15 protein-coding genes are annotated in these 19178 nt (G+C 50.9%); 7 read left to right on the top strand and 8 right to left on the bottom strand.

The genetic code is table 11. The annotated features are described in order from the left end of the window. Positions 1-160: 160 nt before the first annotated feature. Together rho and trxA are read right to left on the bottom strand one after the other, a co-directional pair. Positions 161-1420, bottom strand: a complete 1260-nt coding sequence (rho, locus tag SC127_RS00800; protein ID WP_215847996.1) for a transcription termination factor Rho — start codon at positions 1418-1420, stop codon at positions 161-163. Positions 1421-1766: 346 nt separating this feature from the next. Beyond that, on the bottom strand, positions 1767-2099 hold the full coding sequence (gene trxA / locus SC127_RS00805) for a thioredoxin TrxA (protein WP_003851963.1): 333 nt from the start codon (positions 2097-2099) through the stop codon (positions 1767-1769). A 117-nt stretch (positions 2100-2216) separates the two neighbouring features. Here trxA and rhlB point away from each other — a divergent pair, with 117 nt between their 5' ends. Together rhlB and gppA are read left to right on the top strand one after the other, a co-directional pair. Next, on the top strand, positions 2217-3509 hold the full coding sequence (gene rhlB, locus SC127_RS00810) for an ATP-dependent RNA helicase RhlB (protein WP_215847997.1): 1293 nt from the start codon (positions 2217-2219) through the stop codon (positions 3507-3509). A gap of 7 nt (positions 3510-3516) precedes the next feature. Next, entirely contained in the window at positions 3517-5001 is a 1485-nt protein-coding gene (gene gppA, locus SC127_RS00815) for a guanosine-5'-triphosphate,3'-diphosphate diphosphatase (RefSeq protein WP_243079824.1), read from the top strand. A 97-nt stretch (positions 5002-5098) separates the two neighbouring features. On the opposite strand, the gene rep is transcribed toward gppA, so the two are convergent. After that, complete coding sequence (gene rep / locus SC127_RS00820) at positions 5099-7120, bottom strand: DNA helicase Rep (RefSeq protein WP_332624884.1); 2022 nt, start codon at positions 7118-7120, stop codon at positions 5099-5101. A gap of 139 nt (positions 7121-7259) precedes the next feature. On the opposite strand from rep, the gene ppiC reads away from it, so the two are divergent. Continuing rightward, the gene (gene ppiC, locus SC127_RS00825) at positions 7260-7541 is read left to right on the top strand and encodes a peptidylprolyl isomerase PpiC (protein ID WP_243079729.1); all 282 of its coding nucleotides are present in this window, start codon (positions 7260-7262) and stop codon (positions 7539-7541) included. On the opposite strand, the gene SC127_RS00830 is transcribed toward ppiC, so the two are convergent. Together SC127_RS00830 and pdeH are read right to left on the bottom strand one after the other, a co-directional pair. Then, positions 7542-9602 (bottom strand): AsmA family protein, encoded by a 2061-nt coding sequence (locus tag SC127_RS00830; RefSeq protein ID WP_332624885.1) that lies wholly within the window; start codon positions 9600-9602, stop codon positions 7542-7544. It abuts the gene before it with no gap. A gap of 63 nt (positions 9603-9665) precedes the next feature. Then, entirely contained in the window at positions 9666-10439 is a 774-nt protein-coding gene (gene pdeH / locus SC127_RS00835; RefSeq protein WP_332624886.1) for a cyclic-guanylate-specific phosphodiesterase, read from the bottom strand. Between the two features lie 270 nt (positions 10440-10709). On the opposite strand from pdeH, the gene SC127_RS00840 reads away from it, so the two are divergent. The 4 genes from SC127_RS00840 to SC127_RS00855 all read left to right on the top strand — a co-directional run bounded on the left by SC127_RS00840 (position 10710) and on the right by SC127_RS00855 (position 13751). Then, a complete protein-coding gene (locus tag SC127_RS00840; RefSeq protein ID WP_332624887.1) occupies positions 10710-11642 on the top strand; it encodes a sugar kinase in 933 nt (310 codons plus the stop codon). Between the two features lie 280 nt (positions 11643-11922). Then, complete coding sequence (locus SC127_RS00845) at positions 11923-12243, top strand: hypothetical protein (RefSeq protein ID WP_215848001.1); 321 nt, start codon at positions 11923-11925, stop codon at positions 12241-12243. Positions 12244-12272: 29 nt separating this feature from the next. After that, entirely contained in the window at positions 12273-12494 is a 222-nt protein-coding gene (locus SC127_RS00850; protein ID WP_215848002.1) for a hypothetical protein, read from the top strand. A gap of 384 nt (positions 12495-12878) precedes the next feature. After that, positions 12879-13751 carry an alpha/beta hydrolase gene (locus tag SC127_RS00855; RefSeq protein WP_215848003.1) on the top strand — a complete coding sequence of 291 codons (873 nt, stop codon included), beginning with the start codon at positions 12879-12881 and terminating at the stop codon, positions 13749-13751. A 4-nt stretch (positions 13752-13755) separates the two neighbouring features. On the opposite strand, the gene SC127_RS00860 is transcribed toward SC127_RS00855, so the two are convergent. The 3 genes from SC127_RS00860 to hmsP all read right to left on the bottom strand — a co-directional run bounded on the left by SC127_RS00860 (position 13756) and on the right by hmsP (position 19034). Next, positions 13756-15273, bottom strand: coding sequence for a M16 family metallopeptidase (locus tag SC127_RS00860; RefSeq protein ID WP_332624888.1), 1518 nt, complete (start codon positions 15271-15273; stop codon positions 13756-13758). Between the two features lie 238 nt (positions 15274-15511). Then, complete coding sequence (locus tag SC127_RS00865) at positions 15512-16798, bottom strand: dicarboxylate/amino acid:cation symporter (RefSeq protein ID WP_215848004.1); 1287 nt, start codon at positions 16796-16798, stop codon at positions 15512-15514. 229 nt (positions 16799-17027) lie between these two features. Then, a complete protein-coding gene (gene hmsP, locus SC127_RS00870) occupies positions 17028-19034 on the bottom strand; it encodes a biofilm formation regulator HmsP (protein ID WP_215848005.1) in 2007 nt (668 codons plus the stop codon). Positions 19035-19178: the final 144 nt, after the last annotated feature.

Genomic DNA, 19178 nt, shown 5'->3' on the forward strand with positions numbered 1-19178 from the left:
AATTCACCACCGCTACCACAGTCATTATAAATGCTCCTGTCAGAGTTCAATCCTATAGCCCAGAAATGAAAAACGCCACGTTAAGACGTGGCGTTGTTACGATTTCCTGCTCATTTTACTAAAAAAGCCGAAACTCGCGTTCGGCTTATTTTTTATAAAATCAGGAACGCTTCATCATATCGAAGAATTCGTCGTTGGTTTTGGTCATCGCCAACTTGTTAATGAGGAATTCCATGGCATCGATTTCGCCCATTGGGTGAATAATCTTGCGCAGGATCCACATTTTCTGCAGCTCTTCCTGAGTGGTAAGCAGCTCTTCTTTACGCGTACCTGAACGATTGTAATCAATCGCTGGGAAGACACGTTTTTCAGCGATTTTACGTGAGAGGTGCAATTCCATGTTACCGGTGCCTTTAAACTCTTCGTAAATCACTTCGTCCATCTTCGAGCCCGTATCAACCAGAGCGGTCGCGATGATGGTCAGGCTGCCGCCCTCTTCTACGTTACGTGCTGCACCGAAGAAACGCTTCGGACGATGCAGGGCGTTAGCGTCCACACCACCGGTCAATACTTTACCAGAAGCGGGTACCACGGTGTTGTAGGCACGCGCCAGACGCGTAATGGAGTCGAGCAGAATGATCACGTCTTTCTTGTGTTCGACCAGGCGCTTGGCCTTTTCGATCACCATTTCAGCAACCTGAACGTGGCGAGAGGCTGGCTCATCAAAGGTCGAAGCGATAACTTCACCTTTAACCAGACGCTGCATCTCAGTCACTTCTTCTGGACGTTCGTCAATCAGCAACACCATCAGCACGCAATCGGGATGGTTATACGCCAGGCTCTGTGCAATGTTCTGCAGCAGCATGGTTTTACCGGCTTTCGGCGGTGCGACGATCAGACCACGTTGACCGCGACCAATTGGCGAAGCCAGATCCAGTACGCGAGCTGTCAAATCTTCAGTTGAGCCATTACCCCGCTCCATACGCATACGGCTGTTAGCGTGCAGCGGCGTGAGGTTTTCGAACAGAATCTTGTTCCGCGCGTTCTCCGGCTTGTCATAGTTGACTTCGTTAACTTTCAGCAGGGCAAAGTAGCGCTCACCTTCTTTAGGTGGGCGAATTTTGCCAGAAATGGTGTCACCAGTGCGAAGGTTAAAGCGGCGGATTTGGCTAGGGGAAACGTAGATATCATCGGGACCGGCGAGGTAGGAGCTGTCTCCAGAGCGGAGGAAACCAAATCCATCCTGCAATATCTCCAGCACGCCATCACCAAAGATGTCTTCGCCGCTTTTCGCGTGCTGCTTCAGGATTGAGAAAATAATGTCCTGCTTGCGCATGCGAGCCTGGTTTTCCAGCCCCATATTTTCGCCGAGGGTAATCAGCTCAGAAACCGGCGTGTTCTTTAATTCGGTAAGATTCATAGTGATGGGTTCTTAAACTCGGGGTAATACTCGGAATGTTTGTCGTGAGTGGTATGGCAATTAATCCATGCCTGTTAATGGCTTTTTTCGACTCTTCTCGACGATCATCGTCAGGGATGGCGACTGGAAGCGTGGAGAGGGTTCGATTGCTATGCCAAAGTTGGAGCTAACCGTCAGATTGCAAAACCGCTGTTATAGGTACAGTGCGACAGGGTTTAACAAGGGAAAACTTTTAGATGCTAACTACAAGGTAAGTGCGTAATGCAGTCTTGGTAACTTAGCATGCTTGAAAGAGAACGTCCAGCAGCAGGCAAAAAATTCACCAATGCTGAACGTTCAGTCCTGATTAAGCCAGATTGGCGTTCAGGAACTCTTTCAATTGACCTTTGGACAAGGCGCCCACTTTGGTCGCGGCGACTTCACCGTTTTTAAACAGTAGCAGCGTCGGAATACCACGAATACCGTATTTCGGTGCAGTGCCCGGATTGTCGTCGATGTTCAGCTTAGCGATGGTCAATTTGCCATCGTACTCTTCTGCGACTTCATCAAGGATAGGGGCGATCATTTTACAAGGACCACACCATTCAGCCCAGAAATCTACCAGTGTAACGCCGTCGGCTTTTAGCACGTCGGTGTCGAAACTGTCATCGGTCAGATGAACGATTTTATCGCTGCTCATGTTTTACTCCACAAGATTATGCCTGGCGAATTGGCGTAAAATATACCAATGTAGGTTGACTTTATTTCATCGGATACGCTTTCGTAAAGCGATAGTAAGCTGATATTCTACCACACTATGAGCAAAACACACTTAACCGAACAGAAGTTTTCCGACTTCGCCCTGCACCCTACGGTGGTGGAAGCCCTTGATATTAAAGGCTTTCAGCATTGCACGCCGATTCAGGCGTTAGCACTGCCTTTTACGCTTTCAGGGCGTGATGTCGCAGGTCAGGCGCAAACCGGTACCGGCAAAACGATGGCGTTTTTAACGTCAACGTTTCATCATCTTCTCTCAAATCCTGCGGCGGAAGGCCGTCAGGTCAATCAGCCACGCGCATTAATTCTGGCCCCAACGCGTGAACTTGCGGTGCAAATTCATGCCGACGCAGAACCGCTGGCAGCCACAACCGGGTTGAAACTTGGCCTGGCATATGGCGGCGACGGCTATGATAAACAGCTTAAAGTGCTGGAAAACGGCGTTGATATTCTTATCGCCACTACCGGTCGTTTAATCGATTACGCAAAGCAAAATCACGTTAACCTCGGTGCTATTCAGGTCATGGTGCTGGACGAAGCCGATCGCATGTTTGATCTCGGCTTTATTAAAGATATTCGCTGGTTATTCCGCCGCATGCCGGCTGCGTCCCAACGTCTGAGTATGTTGTTCTCCGCCACGCTCTCCTACCGAGTGCGTGAACTGGCGTTCGAACACATGAACAGCGCCGAATATGTTGAAGTAGAACCCGAGCAAAAAACCGGTCACCGCATTCAGGAAGAACTTTTCTATCCGTCTAACGAAGAGAAAATGCGCCTGCTGCAGACTTTGCTGGAAGAAGAGTGGCCAGACCGCGCGATCATTTTCGCCAACACCAAGCATCGTTGTGAAGATATCTGGGGCCATTTGGCTGCCGATGGTCATCGCGTTGGTTTGTTGACGGGTGATGTGGCACAGAAGAAGCGTCTGCGCATTCTGGATGACTTTACCAAAGGTGATGTTGACATTCTTGTCGCTACCGATGTTGCCGCACGTGGCCTGCACATTCCTGCGGTAACTCACGTCTTTAACTATGACCTGCCGGACGATCGTGAAGATTACGTTCACCGCATTGGTCGTACCGGACGCGCAGGTGCCAGCGGCCATTCAATCAGCCTGGCGTGCGAAGAATACGCACTGAATTTGCCTGGCATTGAAGAGTACATTGGTCACAGCATTCCGGTCAGTAAATACAACAGTGACGCGTTGATGAGCGATCTGCCGCCACCAAAACGTCTGGCGCGTAGCCGCACGGGCAACGGTCCACGTCGTGGCGGTAACAACGCCAACCGTCGCGGTGCACCACGCAACAATAACCGTAAACGTTCGAGTTAAGCTCACCATGCTAAGCGCATCGTCACTTTATGCTGCGATTGATTTAGGATCTAACAGCTTTCATATGTTGGTGGTGCGCGAAGTGTCTGGCAGTATTCAGACCGTTGCGAAAATTAAGCGCAAGGTACGCCTTGCTGCAGGTCTGGATAAGAGCAACCAGTTGTCAGCTGAAGCGATGACGCGCGGCTGGCAATGCCTCAAACTGTTTTCGGAACAGCTACAAGATATTCCTCTTGATCAAATTCGCGTCGTGGCAACTGCCACGCTGCGTCTTGCGTCCAATGCGCAACAATTCCTTGAAACCGCTCAAAAAATTCTCGGCTGTGACATCAACGTGATCAGCGGAGAAGAAGAAGCCCGCCTGATTTATCAAGGTGTGGCTCACACCACAGGTGGTTCCGATCAACGATTGGTGGTCGATATCGGTGGCGGCAGCACAGAACTGGCAACCGGCGACGGGTCTCACGCTACGGTGTTATTTAGCTTATCAATGGGTTGCGTCACCTGGCTGGAGCGTTTTTTCAGCGATCGCCATCTGGCAAAAGAAAATTTTGATCAGGCTGAACAAGCGGCGCGTGAAATGATTCACCCTGTGGCGTCTCGGCTGCGCGAACAAGGCTGGCAAGCTTGTGTTGGCGCATCAGGCACCGTTCAGGCGCTGCAAGAGATTATGGTGGCGCAAGGTATGGACGAGCGCATCACCTTAAGCAAATTGCAGCAACTAAAACAGCGTGCAATTCAATGCGGCAAGCTGGAAGAGTTGGAGATTGAAGGATTGACGTTGGAGCGTGCGCTGGTTTTCCCCAGCGGCCTGTCGATTTTAATCGCCATTTTTCAGGAGCTGCATATCGAAAGCATGACGCTGGCGGGCGGCGCACTGCGCGAAGGGTTGGTTTACGGCATGCTGCATCTGCCCATCGATCGCGATATTCGTACCCGCACACTGCAAAATGTTCAGCGCCGCTTCAACATTGACGTCGAACAGGCAAGCCGCGTACGTCAGCTGGGGGAAACGTTTTTCCGTCAGGTCAGTGCGCTGTGGAAGCTCGATCAGCGCTGTCGCGATTTACTGCTTAGCGCCTGCGCCATTCACGAAATAGGCCTGAGCGTTGATTTCCGCCATGCTCCGCAACACGCTGCTTATCTGATTCGCCATCTCGACCTTCCCGGTTTTACGCCTGCTCAGAAAAAATTGCTGGCTTGCCTGTTGCAAAACCAAAGTGGCAGCATCGATTTAGCGCTGCTCACGCAGCAAAATGCCGTACCGCCGCGCCTGGCGGAGCGCATGTGTCGCTTACTGCGTTTAGCGATTATTTTTTCGAGCCGCCGACGCGACGACACATTGCCAGCGGTGCGATTACGGGCCGATGATGATGCCCTGCACCTTACGTTGCCAGCGGGCTGGCTTGATATGCATCCGCTACGCGCTGAGTTGCTCGAGCAGGAAAGCCATTATCAATCTTACGTCCACTGGCTGTTAACGATTTCCTGATCGCAGCCGCTGAACTTGTCAAAGCAACCTTAAGCCTGCATTCAATGTGATTTAGCGATCAGAGGCCAGATTTGGCCTCTTGATCACTCGGTTTCAACTACGCTTTCTTCGCCTTTTCCAGCATCGCTCTTAATCCTGCCACGCGACTCTGGCCGGTTTTCATGCGTTCTTCCGCACTTACCACTTTACGTTCGGTTTCCCACACCACATCATCTTGCGGCAGCTCAAGTAAGAAGCGGCTAGGTTCTGGGCGCATTAACTCGCCATATTGGCGACGTTCGCGGCATAAAGTGAACGTCAGCTCCTTTTGCGCACGGGTGATGCCCACGTAAGCAAGGCGGCGTTCTTCCTCGATATTATTTTCATCGATGCTGCTCTGATGTGGCAGCAAACCCTCTTCCATGCCGACCAGATAAACGTACGGGAACTCCAGCCCTTTCGAAGCATGCAGCGTCATCAGTTGCACCTGATCCAGCTCTTCATCGCTTTCACCGCGCTCCATCATGTCACGCAAGGTAAAGCGCGTAACAACCTGCGCCAGCGTCATTGGCTCATCCAGATCGCTGCCTTCAAGCATCTCAGTCATCCACTGAAACAGCGTATTGACGTTTTTCATGCGCATTTCAGCGGCTTTAGGGCTGCCTGACGTTTCAAACAGCCAACTTTCGTAATCGATACCGCGGATCAAGTCGCGCACGGCATTCACCGGTTCACGTTCGGTCAGTTGGATCAGCGTATTCAACCATTGGGTAAAACGCTGCAAATGCTCCAGTCCGCGCCCCGTCAGCGTTTGTCCCAGCCCCACATCAAAGCTGGCGTTAAATAAACTTTTATTGCGCAGATTGGCCCATTCACCCAGCTTTTGCAGCGTGGCCGGCCCAATTTCACGGCGTGGCGTATTGACGATTCGCAGAAAAGCGCTGTCGTCATCGGGATTGGTTAACACGCGCAAATAGGCTAATAAATCTTTGATTTCCGGGCGCGAGAAGAACGAAGTGCCACCTGAAATACGATAAGGAATACGGTTTTGCATCAGCTGCTTTTCAAACACGCGCGACTGATGATTGCCACGGTAAAGAATGGCGTAATCTTTGTAGGCCGTTTTATTAATGAAGTGATGCGCAATCATTTCACCCGCTACGCGCTCTGCTTCATGATCTTCATTATTCGCACTCAGCACTTTTAATTCATTGCCGATGCCCAGCTCGGAAAAAAGACGTTTTTCAAACACATGCGGATTGTTGGCAATCAAGATATTCGCCGCTTTCAGAATGCGCTGCGAGGAGCGGTAATTTTGCTCCAGCTTGACGACCTCCAACGCGGGAAAATCTTCTTTCAGCAGAACCAGATTTTGTGGACGTGCGCCACGCCACGAATAGATCGATTGGTCGTCATCGCCAACCACGGTAAAACGCGCCCGCGCCCCTACCAGCAATTTCACCAATTCGTATTGGCTGGTGTTGGTGTCCTGATACTCATCGACCAGCAGATAACGAATGCGCTGCTGCCAGCGTTCACGCACTTCCTGGTTGCGCTGCAACAAGAGCGTAGGCAGCAGAATCAAATCATCAAAGTCCAACACGTTGCAGGCTTTAAGGTGCTGGTCGTACAAGCTATAACAGTGCGCAAAAATAGTATCTCGCTCGGAACGCGCCAGAGCGGCGGCCCGAGGCGGATCGACAAGATCGTTTTTCCAGTTTGAGATCGTTGAAATAAGCTGCTGTACCAGTGCTTTATCTTCTTCCAGCCACTGTTTGGTCAGCTCCTTCAGCAAGGCGAGCTGGTCTTGGTCGTCAAACAGCGAGAAGTTTGATTTCATGCCCAACGCGACGTATTCGCGCTTAATGATCTCAAGCCCCAAGGTATGGAACGTTGAGATCATCAGCCCACGAGCTTCTTTGCGGCCCAATGTCTGCGCCACTCGCTCTTTCATCTCGCGAGACGCTTTATTGGTAAATGTTACCGCCGCAATGTGGCGTGCCTGGTAGCCGCACTCACGAATCAGATGCGCAATCTTATTGGTAATAACACGGGTTTTTCCCGATCCCGCACCCGCCAGCACCAGGCAAGGTCCGGTGACAAATTCGACAGCACGTTGTTGACCGGGGTTTAAACGCATAACGGAATATCACTCAGTAGAAAATGAAAAAGGAGGCAGACACCCGATCTCGAACCAGAACCACAGCGGTGAGCAACGCACCTACAGTTCGAAAGATAGGGTTATAATGGGCGACGATTATACACAACGAGACACTATCATGGCGAAAACCGCGGCGGCTTTACACATCCTCGTGAAAGAGGAAGCGCTGGCTAAAGAGTTACTGGCAAAACTGGAAAAAGGCGAAAATTTCCAGCAGTTGGCGAAGAAACATTCAACCTGCCCATCAGGGCGTAACGGCGGTGATTTAGGGGAGTTTCGTCAGGGGCAAATGGTGCCGGCCTTTGATAAAGCGGTCTTCACCTGCCCGCTACTGAAACCTTACGGACCGGTGAAAACCGCTTTTGGTTATCACATCATCAAAGTGATCTACCGTAACTGATTACTTCTTGCTCTTCATCTGCTGCAAAATAGTGCTGCACTGATTGTCTTCATTATCACTTGGAGAAATCAGTGCCAGCAATGCGGCGGCAGGCGCAACCACCGCGCCCAATGCTACCGCTGCCGCGCCACGTGCAATTAACGGCCCCGCTTTCACCCCCGCATCCGGGCTTTTAAACGTGCCGCGCACGTAAAGCGGCGATCGCAGCGTGATAATGCGCACACCTTTGCTCTCAGGATTAACGGTGAGATCCATGCGTTCGTTGGCAAAGTTGGCGTTGCCGGTAATATTAATCACCGCATTCTCGGTATCGAACACAAAGAGGTTCGGCGTTGCTAAGCCGTTTTGCAGTTTGATATCGGTCGCAGCGCAGTTGATACGCACTTCATCATCACCGAAGAGTTTACCCACCACGTAATTACCGACATTCAGCCCGGCTATTTCCATCAGGCTGCGGCTAATCAAACCATCGTTCATCAGCAACTTGAGTTGACCATTACTGGTCGCCAGCAAATCCGCCACTGAGTTGCCGTTGCCGGTAAAGCTGGCATCACCGTTTAGCTGACCCATGCTGTTTTGCATGGCAGTCACATCCGGGAACAACTGACGCAGATGCAATTTACGTGCATGTATATCCGCGCGTCCCCGCATCGGGGTTCGATCGCCTTCCAGATGTATGGTGCTGTTCAGACTGCCGCCCGCCATACCAAAGCGCAGCGGATCTAACAGCAAATCACCGTTTTTAAGCTGTAAATGGGTATAAAGATCGCTTAACGGCAGCGAATTACTGTGTTCGATGCGCTTTCCGCTGAACTTCACATCAGCGTCCATGACATCCCAGCTTTTGGTATCAAACGTGTCATGCGGCAAGACACGATCGGCAGGCTGCGTCGATTTTTCACCGCGCTGCGCTTTAGCCTGCACGGTTTTTTCACTGCCTTTACCGGAATCTACCCCAATCAGCGGCCCCAAATCAGCCATGCGCAGCTGACGAGATGTCAGTTCGCCAGCCAGTTTAGGCCGCGGTTTGCCTTGGGTATAAGTCAGCGATCCGTGAATATCGCTGTCGCCAATATGACCATTAAAATTCTCATAGTGGAAAACCGGCCCCTTCTCACCCGCAAACTTGGCGATCAGATGACCATCGGTTTCGTACGGCGGGGTATCAGGCAGCAACACGCCGGTTAAACCATACAAGTTGGCTAAGGTGTCACCCGAGAAGCGCAGACGCACATCCAGTCCACCAAGATTCATCGGATCTTGCAACCCGCCCGTGACCTGCACGCGTGTACTGCCGTTGCGAATATCTGCCTGGAGAGGGAATGGCGTTGTCTGGCTGCGCAGCGATAACATGCCACCAATTTTGCCTTCGCCAACCAGCCGCTCATTGTTATAGGTGCCGTTCGCCTGCCAGCCAAAGATAAAATCACCCGCGCCTTTTTGCTTGTCATCGCCGCCAGCAATTTGTGCATAAGGTAACGGTTTACCCAGCGGATTCACTTTTACCGTGACATCGGCTTTATTGACGGCGTCGCGATAACGAATCTGACCTTGATCAAACAGGATATTGTCGAGACGGAATGACCAGGCTGACGGCGGCGCGTTTTCATCTTTGCTGTCACTGTTGGCAAGATTGAAGGTCCAGTTATTTTTCTTATCCGCTGTTTGGATCAGGCGTGCATCGGGCGCTTCCAGTTTGATCCACGGAACAAAAACTTCTTTATGCAGCAGAGCCAATGGTGCCAGCGTGGCGTCCACGCGTTGTAAATGTACCATCGTCACTTCTGGAATTTCGGGCGGATTGCCCAGCATGATGTCCTGCGCATGCAGATGCGGCCACGGTACCCAGCTGCGCCAGCCCGGTTCGTCGCGATTGCGCTCCCAGGCCACGCCTAAATCGCCGCGAATGGCGAAAGGACGGTTCAGTTCCGTGGAGACTTTCTGGTTGATGGTTGGTTTCAGGCGATTCCAGTCAAACGTGGCAATCACCACGATGATCACCACAACCAACAATAAAAAAATCCCAATAATCCAGCTTACTATTTTTCCCGTACGTGACATTTTGCATTCTCCTTGCCCTTCCCCGGTCTCCGTTAAAGATAGTCGAGAGCGTGGGGAACGGCATCAGGGAAGCTGGATAGGAAGATGATTCAATTCAGAAAAGGGCACTGGGCGCGAAAAAAAATAGCCTTGCGCCGCCATAGCAGGAGAAGATTGCACTTGTTGCCACTCCTCTTCTGTTTCTACACCTTCAACAATCACGCCATTGCAGTAACGGTTAATCAAAGCCAACAACATAGAAAACAAGCTACATCCCTCTTCGCTGGCGCGCAGCAGGATGAACAGTTCACGCGAAAGCTTGATGTAGTCGTACTTGAGTTCAGTCAGAGCAGAGAAATTTGCCATGCCGGAACCGAAATCATCCAGCCAAAGCGGGCCAAGTTCCGGCATCTGCGCCACCATCTCTTCCTGCGGCAAAACATGGTGTTCGGTCAGTTCGAATCGCACCCAAGGCAAGCGCGCGATTAAACTGCGAATAGCGGGATGATTTTGAATCGACAGCAGCGAAGGGCCGTCAATATTCACGGATGCGACAATGCCGGTGCGTTCGAAAAAAGTGGCCCACTGCGTTAAGAGTTCCAGCTGTTCATGCACAACATACAGGCGTTGAGGAATATCGAGCGCCGCGAAATAGGCTTCAGACGATAACTTTTCCTCCGGCGTAGACGGATGGGTGATGGCGGTCAACAATTCAATCGCTAACAGCCGACCCGTTGTCTGATAGATCGGCTGAAAAGTATAAAACCGTTGGCATTGCTGCCAGAAAAGGCGCGTTTCCTGCGGGGGATTGATGTCAGTCGAAGAAGGTAGTCTGGGACTAATATTCTCCATCACCATGGTATTTTCCTGGTTGGTGGCGAGCGCCTCAATGCGGCAACCCAACGGCAATTTTGGTAATTACTTTATTTTAGGGCCGCAATAAAGCGAAGAGTGTACCAACCCACCAACCTAAACAATCGGCGAAAAAAGCCTGCATTTATTCGCTTTATCAATCAGATCGCACCCTAATCGCGACTTAAGTGGAATCAAAACGGCGTTTTAAAAATCGTTGACGTCTGCCATACCAGACGCGAGACTAATGCAATATTTCACTACAGGCCGAAAACCATGACGCAGAAAAAAATCGCCGTTATTGGCGAATGCATGATTGAGCTGTCCGAAAAGGGTGAGAACATTAAACGTGGTTTTGGCGGTGATACGCTCAACACCGCAGTTTATATCGCCCGCCAGGTTGATGACGCGCAGCTAAGCGTAGATTACGTTACCGCGCTGGGTACAGATTCGTTCAGCGATCAAATGATCGCCGCCTGGCAGCAGGAAAAGGTTAAAACCGATCTGATTCAGCGGCTAGATAACAAAATGCCGGGCCTGTATGTGATTGAAACTGATCCACACGGCGAACGCACCTTCTGGTACTGGCGCAGCGATGCTGCCGCACGGTATTGGCTCGACAGTGCAAACAGCGACGCGGTTTGCCAGCAGCTCGAAAATTATGATTACCTCTATTTAAGCGGCATTAGCCTGGCGATTTTGCCTGATGCCAGCCGTGAGAAATTAATGGATCTGCTGTCGCGTTGTCGCGCCAACGGCGGCAAGGTGATATTTGATAACAACTACCGTCCACGCTTGTGGGCTGATAAATCCCAGGCACAAGCGGCCTATCGCGCCATGCTAAATTGCACTGATATCGCCTTCTTGACTCTGGATGATGAGCATTTGCTATGGGGTGAACAGACGCTTGAAGCGGTTATTGCCCGAACGCGCGAGGCTGGTGCCAGTGAAATCGTCATCAAACGCGGCGCAGAATCTTGCCTGGTTGCTATCGGTGATGATCCTTTGATTGATGTCGCTGCGGTACGTCTGGCGAAAGAAAAAATCATTGATACGACGGCAGCAGGTGACTCATTCAGCGCGGGCTACCTTTCTCAACGTTTGGTCGGTGCATCGCCTCAGGCGGCGGCCGAGCGAGGCCATCTCACTGCCAGCACGGTGATCCAACATCGCGGTGCCATCATTCCGCTAAATGCCATGCCGAATTAATATCTCGCCCCATTTATTGGGGCGTTATTATAACAACGCGTTAAAAAATCCATTCATTAAATTGCGTCCTCCGATAATAATATTAATAATTACTGTTACCTGAACACGTTAAATATATGAATAATATAACCTGTCATTTTCAATAAAATAGTAGATCTGCGTCTGAAAAAAATAATTAACTTCCTGCTTTAGATTTACTCTGCAGCCCATTTATTTTATATTTTTTTGGTCTTGAGAAAGACAAATCTATAAATCTGACCACTAAAATAAGGAAATTTCCATGCGTGAACTGACTTTAAAAGAAGTCGAGATCATCTCTGGCGCGGGCAACTTTGCAGACAAATCCAGCGGTGGAACCATCTCCAGTGGCTACAACGGCGGCAAAAGGGGTGGCGCGCCAAAAAGTTGCGCTAACGACGTCGGCGCAGGCGCTATCATAGGATTAATCGGTGGTATTCCTGGCGGCCCGGCGGGAATGGCAATGGGTGCTACTGCGGGCGCACTGGGTGCGTCTTTAGGGTGCAATAATAGCCCGTACGGTGGCAACAAAAATAATAATAGTAATAACAACAGCGGGATTGGCGGACAATGTTCCTGGTAACGTTTGAATAAGCCGTTGCGGTGATGAAAATGCGCTTAAACGATCCACGCACCCGTAGAACAATAATCAGTCTGCTTTCATTATTTATAGCAATGCATATTGCTTATAACACCAGCTTATGTCGTTTTTCAGTTACAAAAAACCCTTACGATCTTTTAATGTGGTTTTTTATGATTGTTGGCGTTTATAGTTTCTTTGCTGCAATTTTCCGCGCACTTGATTGGTATAACGGAAAATCAAGGCAACCTTAATAAATCAGGCAGCGCTGTGCTGCCTTTTTTCAAGGTCTGAAACATCAATAACATTGATAATTGCCGAGTTAAAAAAACTAAAAATTTCAGTGTCGATAAAATTTTACGCTTTGTATTTTAGTTATTAACTCAAATTTCAACGGTTCTACCCTTTCTTCTCTTCAACATATAAAACCCCGTTATAGATTTATTATTAATAATCTTAAAAATCATTAAGTTACAAAATCACCTTGCCACCAGGCATAGTCCTAATCTGCTTATTTTTACCGTTTTCGGATGGACGTCGCTGCTAAAAAAGACCATCTTTTAATCAACAACAGCAGGACGCTGTTTACCCGGCCGCGAACAAAACAATTACAACAGCTCTCGCATCAGGACCTATTTATGAACACAGAAATTATTAATATCTGGCCGCAAGGTGATGCGCCAGGTGCGAGCGACTCGCGCGCTCAGCCTCAGATTGTTGATATGGCGAAGCCGTATGAACCTTTTGATCGTGCCGCTTCGGGCGTGCGCTGTCCAGAAATGGCCATTTGGCATCCGATTGAGTCCAACGGCATTACATTGCTTGTTGCGCCCGGTGGTGGTTATCACCGCGTAATGATTGATCGTGAAGGCAGCGCGCTTGCCACTTTTTTCACTTCCATGGGCTATACGCTGGCGGTCATGACGTATCGCCTGCCCTACGATGGGCATCATGAAGGCCCGGATGCACCGCTGGCAGACGCGCAGCGTGCGGTACGCGTATTGCGTGAACGTGCGCAGCGCGGCTTGAACGGTAAATATATCGTGATGATGGGTTTTTCAGCGGGAGGTCACGTAGCTGCCAGCTTGGGCACACGTTTCGCGGAAAAGCTTTATCCGGTGCAGGACAACGCTGAAAACCACTCGCCGCGCCCAGATGCCATGGTGCTGGTGTATCCGGTAATCAGTATGCGTGAAGGATTGGCCCATGAAGGCTCTCGTACTCGCCTGCTTGGTGCCTGGCCAGATCAGCAAACCATTGATGCTTATTCAATGGAAACACGCGTCCATGCGCAAGTCCCGCCGACGTTATTGATCCACGCTGCTGATGACGAATCGGTATCGGTCAATAACAGCATGGTGTTCTTTAGCGCATTACGGGAACACAACGTTCCAACAGAAGTGCATTTCTATCAGAAAGGCGGACACGGCTTTGGTATCCGAGGTGTGGCAGATTTGCCCCTCGCCAGTTGGCCAATGTTAGTGACCGAATGGCTCAGGGCAAAAACCTGAGTCGTTAAGAAGCCGGCGGCGCAACGTCGCTGGCGCTACCATCGGGTTGGCTAGTGCTGCTGTCCGGCTGGCTGGCATCGCTGCTGGTTGCAGGCGTTGCCGGTGGAGCCATCACCTTATCCCAGTCGCTTTGCAACATTTTCACGTTGGTTTCCGCTTCGCCTTCCGGCTGAATCAACACCATCATCAATTCCTGACTGAGTTGCTGACGCAGTTCCTGATTCAGCTGCTCGCGCGTTAATCCAGCCAAAAAAGCCTGACGCAGTTTTTGATATTGTTCAGGCGCAATATCCACCACGGAATTTTGCTGCGAACGCAGACGCTGACTGATTAACACGTCAGTATCGGTGCGGGCATAGGTGGTAAACAGTTTGTTCAGCTCCAACAGTTTTTGCGCCATCAGCGCATCAAACTCTTCCTGCGGTAAACCTTTATCACGCACTTTCGCCAGCTCACGCGCCACCAGATTCATATTCTGGGACAGCGTGTCGTTGCGCGCATCCATGTTGATTGAGCATTGCGCACGTTGGTATAGCACACGGCAATCGAAACCAACCTGTACGCCCTGCGCTTTGCTGTCGCTTAGCGCACGCTGCACATGCCAGAACAACGCTTCACGTGCCAGATCGCCTTGCCAGTAACGCTGCAAATTTTGCGAATCACGAATCGGCTGCCATGGCGTATCCCACACCAGCGACAGGCGATCCTGGCTCATCTTGCCATTGACCAGATTCACCGGCTCATGCGGCAACGGAGAAAGCGTCGGCAACGGCGCAGGCGCATCGCGCTTGCCTTTTAGCGGTGAGAAAGCTTTATTGATCTGTTCCGACAGACTGCGGCTGTCGACGTTGCCAACCACATAAAGTGTCATTGCATCGGGTGTATACCATTGACGATAAAAGGTTTCCAGCTGAGCCAAATCCACCGGCGCGCGTGGCTGCTCGGCGGGGTCATGTGCCAGTAGCGCCGACCCTTTCAGACGAAAGCGCCACCAGACATCCTGGGTGTTTGCTGGCCAGGTCGCAATAGGATCGGAAGCGGAAAGCGCGGTGTTAACCACTTGATCGGTAATGGCCATATTACCTGCCGTTGCCGCCAACCAGTTCAATGCTTCTTTCAACAATTCTGGCCGGTTATTGGGCAGGCTAAGGTTAAATTGGGTGTAATCATAAGATGCGATGACCGGCGGGAGCGGATGCTGCGGGTCCATCGCTTGCTGCCATAAGGCGCGTTGTTGATTAGTGTCGAGCGCAGTGTTGTGCACCATGGCAAGGCGCGGCAGCAGATGACTGAAACCTGCCTGTTGCGTCCCTTCCACCAGCGAACCGGTGTTTACCACCATACGCAGTTCAATGCGATCGCTGGGGCGTTGTGGTGTCGCCAGCAACTGCCAGTTGAAACCGTTATCCAGTTTCCCTTCCTGCCAGGCAGGATCGGGTTGCAGCGTTTCTGCTTGTACACCATAACTGGTTGCCGCCAGCACTAATCCACCAACTAAAAGCCGAATTCTGGTGCCCTGCATGTGAACCCCTACTCAAACAATTCAAAAAATCGTTATCACTGGCGCATACTGCCGCTGTTATTAACGAACCGGCAGGCGCCGGACCGCGCTGTTATCCAACAACAAAGTCTTTGACCACAGGAAGGTCATGATGTCGCGCAACGAAGTGAAAAACATTAACTGGGGTTCATTATCCAAATGCCCGCTGTCAGGGCAAGCGACAGCGGGCATTTGTGGGGATTTAAATGGAAATCAGTGATTAAACAGAGGATTCAGACGTTTTTTTCGTCTTATTGCTACCTGAAAGTGTCTCCTTCAACTGGTTTTCATCCAGCTGACCTACCCACTTCGCCACCACCACCGTTGCCACACCGTTGCCGACCAAATTGGTCAGCGCACGCGCTTCGGACATAAAGCGGTCAATACCGAGAATCAACGCCAGGCCTGCTACCGGTAAATGCCCCACCGCTGAAAGCGTCGCTGCCAGCACAATAAATCCGCTGCCCGTTACGCCCGCCGCTCCTTTTGAGGAGAGCAGCAATACCACCAGCAAGGTGATTTGGTGGAAGATATCCATGTGCGCATTGGTTGCTTGCGCGATAAATACCGCCGCCATGGTGAGATAAATAGAGGTGCCATCAAGGTTAAACGAGTAACCCGTTGGAATAACCAGCCCCACTACCGATTTCTTGCATCCGAGACGTTCCATCTTATCCAACATGCGCGGCAGCGCTGATTCAGAAGAAGACGTGCCCAGCACAATCAACAACTCTTCTTTGATATAGGCGATGAACTTGAAGATGTTAAAGCCCACTACGCGCGCAATTAGCCCTAAAACTATCACCACGAACAGAACACAGGTGATATAGAAGCAGACGATCAACTGACCAAGCTGGACCAGCGAGCCAACGCCATATTTACCAATGGTGAAGGCCATCGCACCGAAAGCACCGATTGGCGCAAGGCGCATAATCATATTGATAATGCCGAAGATCACACCCGAGAAGCTTTCGATAACGTTGAAAATCAGCGTACCGGCGTTGCCCATACGATGTAGCGCAAAACCGAACAGCACGGCAAACAGCAGCACCTGTAAAATATTGCCGCCAGCAAACGCACCGATCACGCTATTAGGAATCACATCCAATAAGAAGGCGACGATACCTTGCTGCTCAGCCTGCTGCGCATAAACCGCCACGGCTTTGGCATCCAGCGTGGCCGGATCAACATTCATTCCTGCACCTGGCTGCACCACGTTGACCACGATCAGCCCGATAATCAGCGCAATGGTACTGACGATCTCAAAATAGAGCAGCGCGACTGCGCCAGTCCGTCCAACTGCTTTCATGCTTTCCATGCCAGCAATGCCGGTCACTACCGTACAAAAGATTACGGGAGCGATGATCATCTTGATCAGTTTTACGAAGCCATCACCCAACGGCTTCATCTGAGTACCTAACTCGGGATAAAAATGACCCATCAAAACGCCGATGCCGATGGCAACCAGCACCTGGAAGTAAAGGCTTTTAAATAGCGAGGTTTTCATAAACAGGAGTCCACTAGCGACAGAAATGACGATATTGTCGTATTCGTTATCATGACCGTCAGGCTGGAAAAACCAGACATCAACCGGTAGCCGAAAAATAACACTCTGTTTACGTGATTAATACAGGCTGACAAAGCCCAGGGAAATGATACAGACATAATTCTGAACTGAAACGCTTCAGCTGCGACTTTTGTAACTAAAATTCTCGCAAAATCAATGTATCAGGTGATTATTCTGTTCGTGACGGTTTCACAATCCATTGTTGATTGAAACGTGTCAGATTCACAGCTTCAGAGTAGAGGTAGCCTTGACCAATATGAATACCGCGCGCCAGTAGCCAGTCGCGCTGCTCATTCGTTTCAACACCCTCAGCAATGACATCCAGATTAATGATCTCCGCGATTGCCGCCACAATACGCACCATGGTGTCATCATCGGGCAGAGCTGAGACAAAACTGCGGTCCATCTTCAGTTTATTCACAGGCAGGGCTTTGAACTGATGCAGGTAATTCAGATTGGAATAGCCCATGCCAAAATCATCCAGCGCTACGGCCACGCCGGTTTGCTGAAGCATTCGCAATAGCGAAATCGCCTGTTCTGCATCGCCAATCTGTGCCGTTTCGGTAATCTCCACCACAAAAGTGCCGGGCGCAATACGATGGCGCTCTAACAGCGACTGGAGATGCGTCACCATGCTGGCATCACGCAGTTGCACGGCTGAAATGTTCACGCTGAGTGGAATCATCACGCCATGCTTTTGCCAACCCGCCAGAATGCGGCAGGCTTCTTCGAATACCCAACGGCCAATGGCGGAGATCACGCCAATCTCTTCGGCGCTGGCAATAAATTCTTCCGACAATCCGTAGCTGCCATCCGGTTGGCGCATGCGCAGTAGCGCTTCCGCACCTGCCAATTCACCGGTTTGCATGTTGATTTGCGGCTGGAGGTAGAGCGCAAACTGCTCGTCATGCAGGCCCTGCAAAATATCGTGCTCTTGGGTTAAACGCTTTTGCGCCCGCTCCGTTAAGGCAGCATCAAAGAACAGGATTTGGTTTTTGCCTTGATGGCGTGCCGACATCATTGCCGAGGTCGCGCGGTCCAGCAGTTCATTGGCGCCCAACGGCTCATCATCGCGTAATGCCAATCCGATACTGGCATTGGGGCGTAATTGCAGCTGCTGCAAATTCACCGGCTGATTAAGTCGGATGATCAGGTTGCGCGCCAGTCGTATCGCCCGGAACGGATTATTGGCGCGCTTCATGAGCAGCGCAAAATCACTGGGGCCGGTTTGCGCCAGTAAGGTGTGATCGTCGAGTGTGCTGCGTATTTTCTCCACCAGCGTCAGCATCAGCGTGTCGCGCTGTTCGTCACTCAACACGCCGTTGGCTTCCTGTAGCGTTTCTACGCGGATCACCATCAAACCAAACGGTCGACAAGGATGACGCATGTGTTGATCAACCAGGGCGAGAAACAGGGTGCGATTCGGTAAATCAGTCACGGCAAAGTGGGTCGTCAGGCGACTCATTTCATCATGCACTGACTCCAGCACCTGCTGATTGCGATTGTAACTGCGGATCAGCATGCCTATTTCATCATCGCGATGTCCCTGCGGCAGCGTCAGCTTGTGCGCCAGAATAGATTGCGGCGGCAGTTCCTGTAGCTCGCGGGAGATATTCCGCAGAGGATGAATGATTAAACGGTTGATACACCAGCTGATCGCTACCGAAAGAATCAGCGCCAGCAGCAAATAGGTGATGATCATGGTCGAGAGCGTGCTGAGAATAAATTGATACACGCGCGAGGAGTTCGCTTGCAACACCAGATACGCCAGCGGTTTAGGCGAACCGGTATTTTCAACGGAATAGAGCGGCAGTGTAATTTGCACCGGCAGTTCAAACAGGCGCGCCACTAAGCGCGGCACCGGTTTTTCGGGTTCGAAATCCGCATGCAGCGCCTGAAAAGCGTTGGGTAATACCACATCCGCGCGCGATAAAATCCCGGCAGGTTTCAGCGAATGTAAAATGTGTTCAGCTTGCGGTATATCGGCTCGCAGTACCGCTTCCGACAGCGGCTGACGCACGCTATGCGCAATCGTTTCCATTTGCTGGGCGTAGTCAATCCTGCGCTGCTGCACAAAATGAAACAGTTGAATGACGATAAAAATGCTGACCGTGATAACGGCAACCAGCGAAACTGTCGCCATCTGCTTTATCGTAAGTGACCGACTTACCCGCAAAAATTCTCTCCCGACTACAAAAAAGCTCAGATATCAGACAGGAAAATGCGCAGCAAGTATATCCCAACGCAATGTTTTTTTTGATGCTTATGCGGCAAGTCGACGCAGAATCAGACCAGCGCGCCAGATTCTCCTCAGACAAGG

Origin of the sequence: Pantoea sp. T14 (assembly GCF_036663535.1) — a bacterium.
Taxonomy (GTDB): Bacteria; Pseudomonadota; Gammaproteobacteria; order Enterobacterales; family Enterobacteriaceae; genus Pantoea; species Pantoea phytostimulans.

What these genes read in the sequence shown, in the direction of transcription:
- rho (WP_215847996.1), bottom strand. Translation starts at nt 1,420, where the DNA reads ATGAATCTTACCGAATTAAAGAACACGCCGGTTTCTGAGCTGATTACC.
- trxA (WP_003851963.1), bottom strand. Translation starts at nt 2,099, where the DNA reads ATGAGCAGCGATAAAATCGTTCATCTGACCGATGACAGTTTCGACACC.
- rhlB (WP_215847997.1), top strand. Translation starts at nt 2,217, where the DNA reads ATGAGCAAAACACACTTAACCGAACAGAAGTTTTCCGACTTCGCCCTG.
- gppA (WP_243079824.1), top strand. Translation starts at nt 3,517, where the DNA reads ATGCTAAGCGCATCGTCACTTTATGCTGCGATTGATTTAGGATCTAAC.
- rep (WP_332624884.1), bottom strand. Translation starts at nt 7,120, where the DNA reads ATGCGTTTAAACCCCGGTCAACAACGTGCTGTCGAATTTGTCACCGGA.
- ppiC (WP_243079729.1), top strand. Translation starts at nt 7,260, where the DNA reads ATGGCGAAAACCGCGGCGGCTTTACACATCCTCGTGAAAGAGGAAGCG.
- SC127_RS00830 (WP_332624885.1), bottom strand. Translation starts at nt 9,602, where the DNA reads ATGTCACGTACGGGAAAAATAGTAAGCTGGATTATTGGGATTTTTTTA.
- pdeH (WP_332624886.1), bottom strand. Translation starts at nt 10,439, where the DNA reads ATGGTGATGGAGAATATTAGTCCCAGACTACCTTCTTCGACTGACATC.
- SC127_RS00840 (WP_332624887.1), top strand. Translation starts at nt 10,710, where the DNA reads ATGACGCAGAAAAAAATCGCCGTTATTGGCGAATGCATGATTGAGCTG.
- SC127_RS00845 (WP_215848001.1), top strand. Translation starts at nt 11,923, where the DNA reads ATGCGTGAACTGACTTTAAAAGAAGTCGAGATCATCTCTGGCGCGGGC.
- SC127_RS00850 (WP_215848002.1), top strand. Translation starts at nt 12,273, where the DNA reads ATGCGCTTAAACGATCCACGCACCCGTAGAACAATAATCAGTCTGCTT.
- SC127_RS00855 (WP_215848003.1), top strand. Translation starts at nt 12,879, where the DNA reads ATGAACACAGAAATTATTAATATCTGGCCGCAAGGTGATGCGCCAGGT.
- SC127_RS00860 (WP_332624888.1), bottom strand. Translation starts at nt 15,273, where the DNA reads ATGCAGGGCACCAGAATTCGGCTTTTAGTTGGTGGATTAGTGCTGGCG.
- SC127_RS00865 (WP_215848004.1), bottom strand. Translation starts at nt 16,798, where the DNA reads ATGAAAACCTCGCTATTTAAAAGCCTTTACTTCCAGGTGCTGGTTGCC.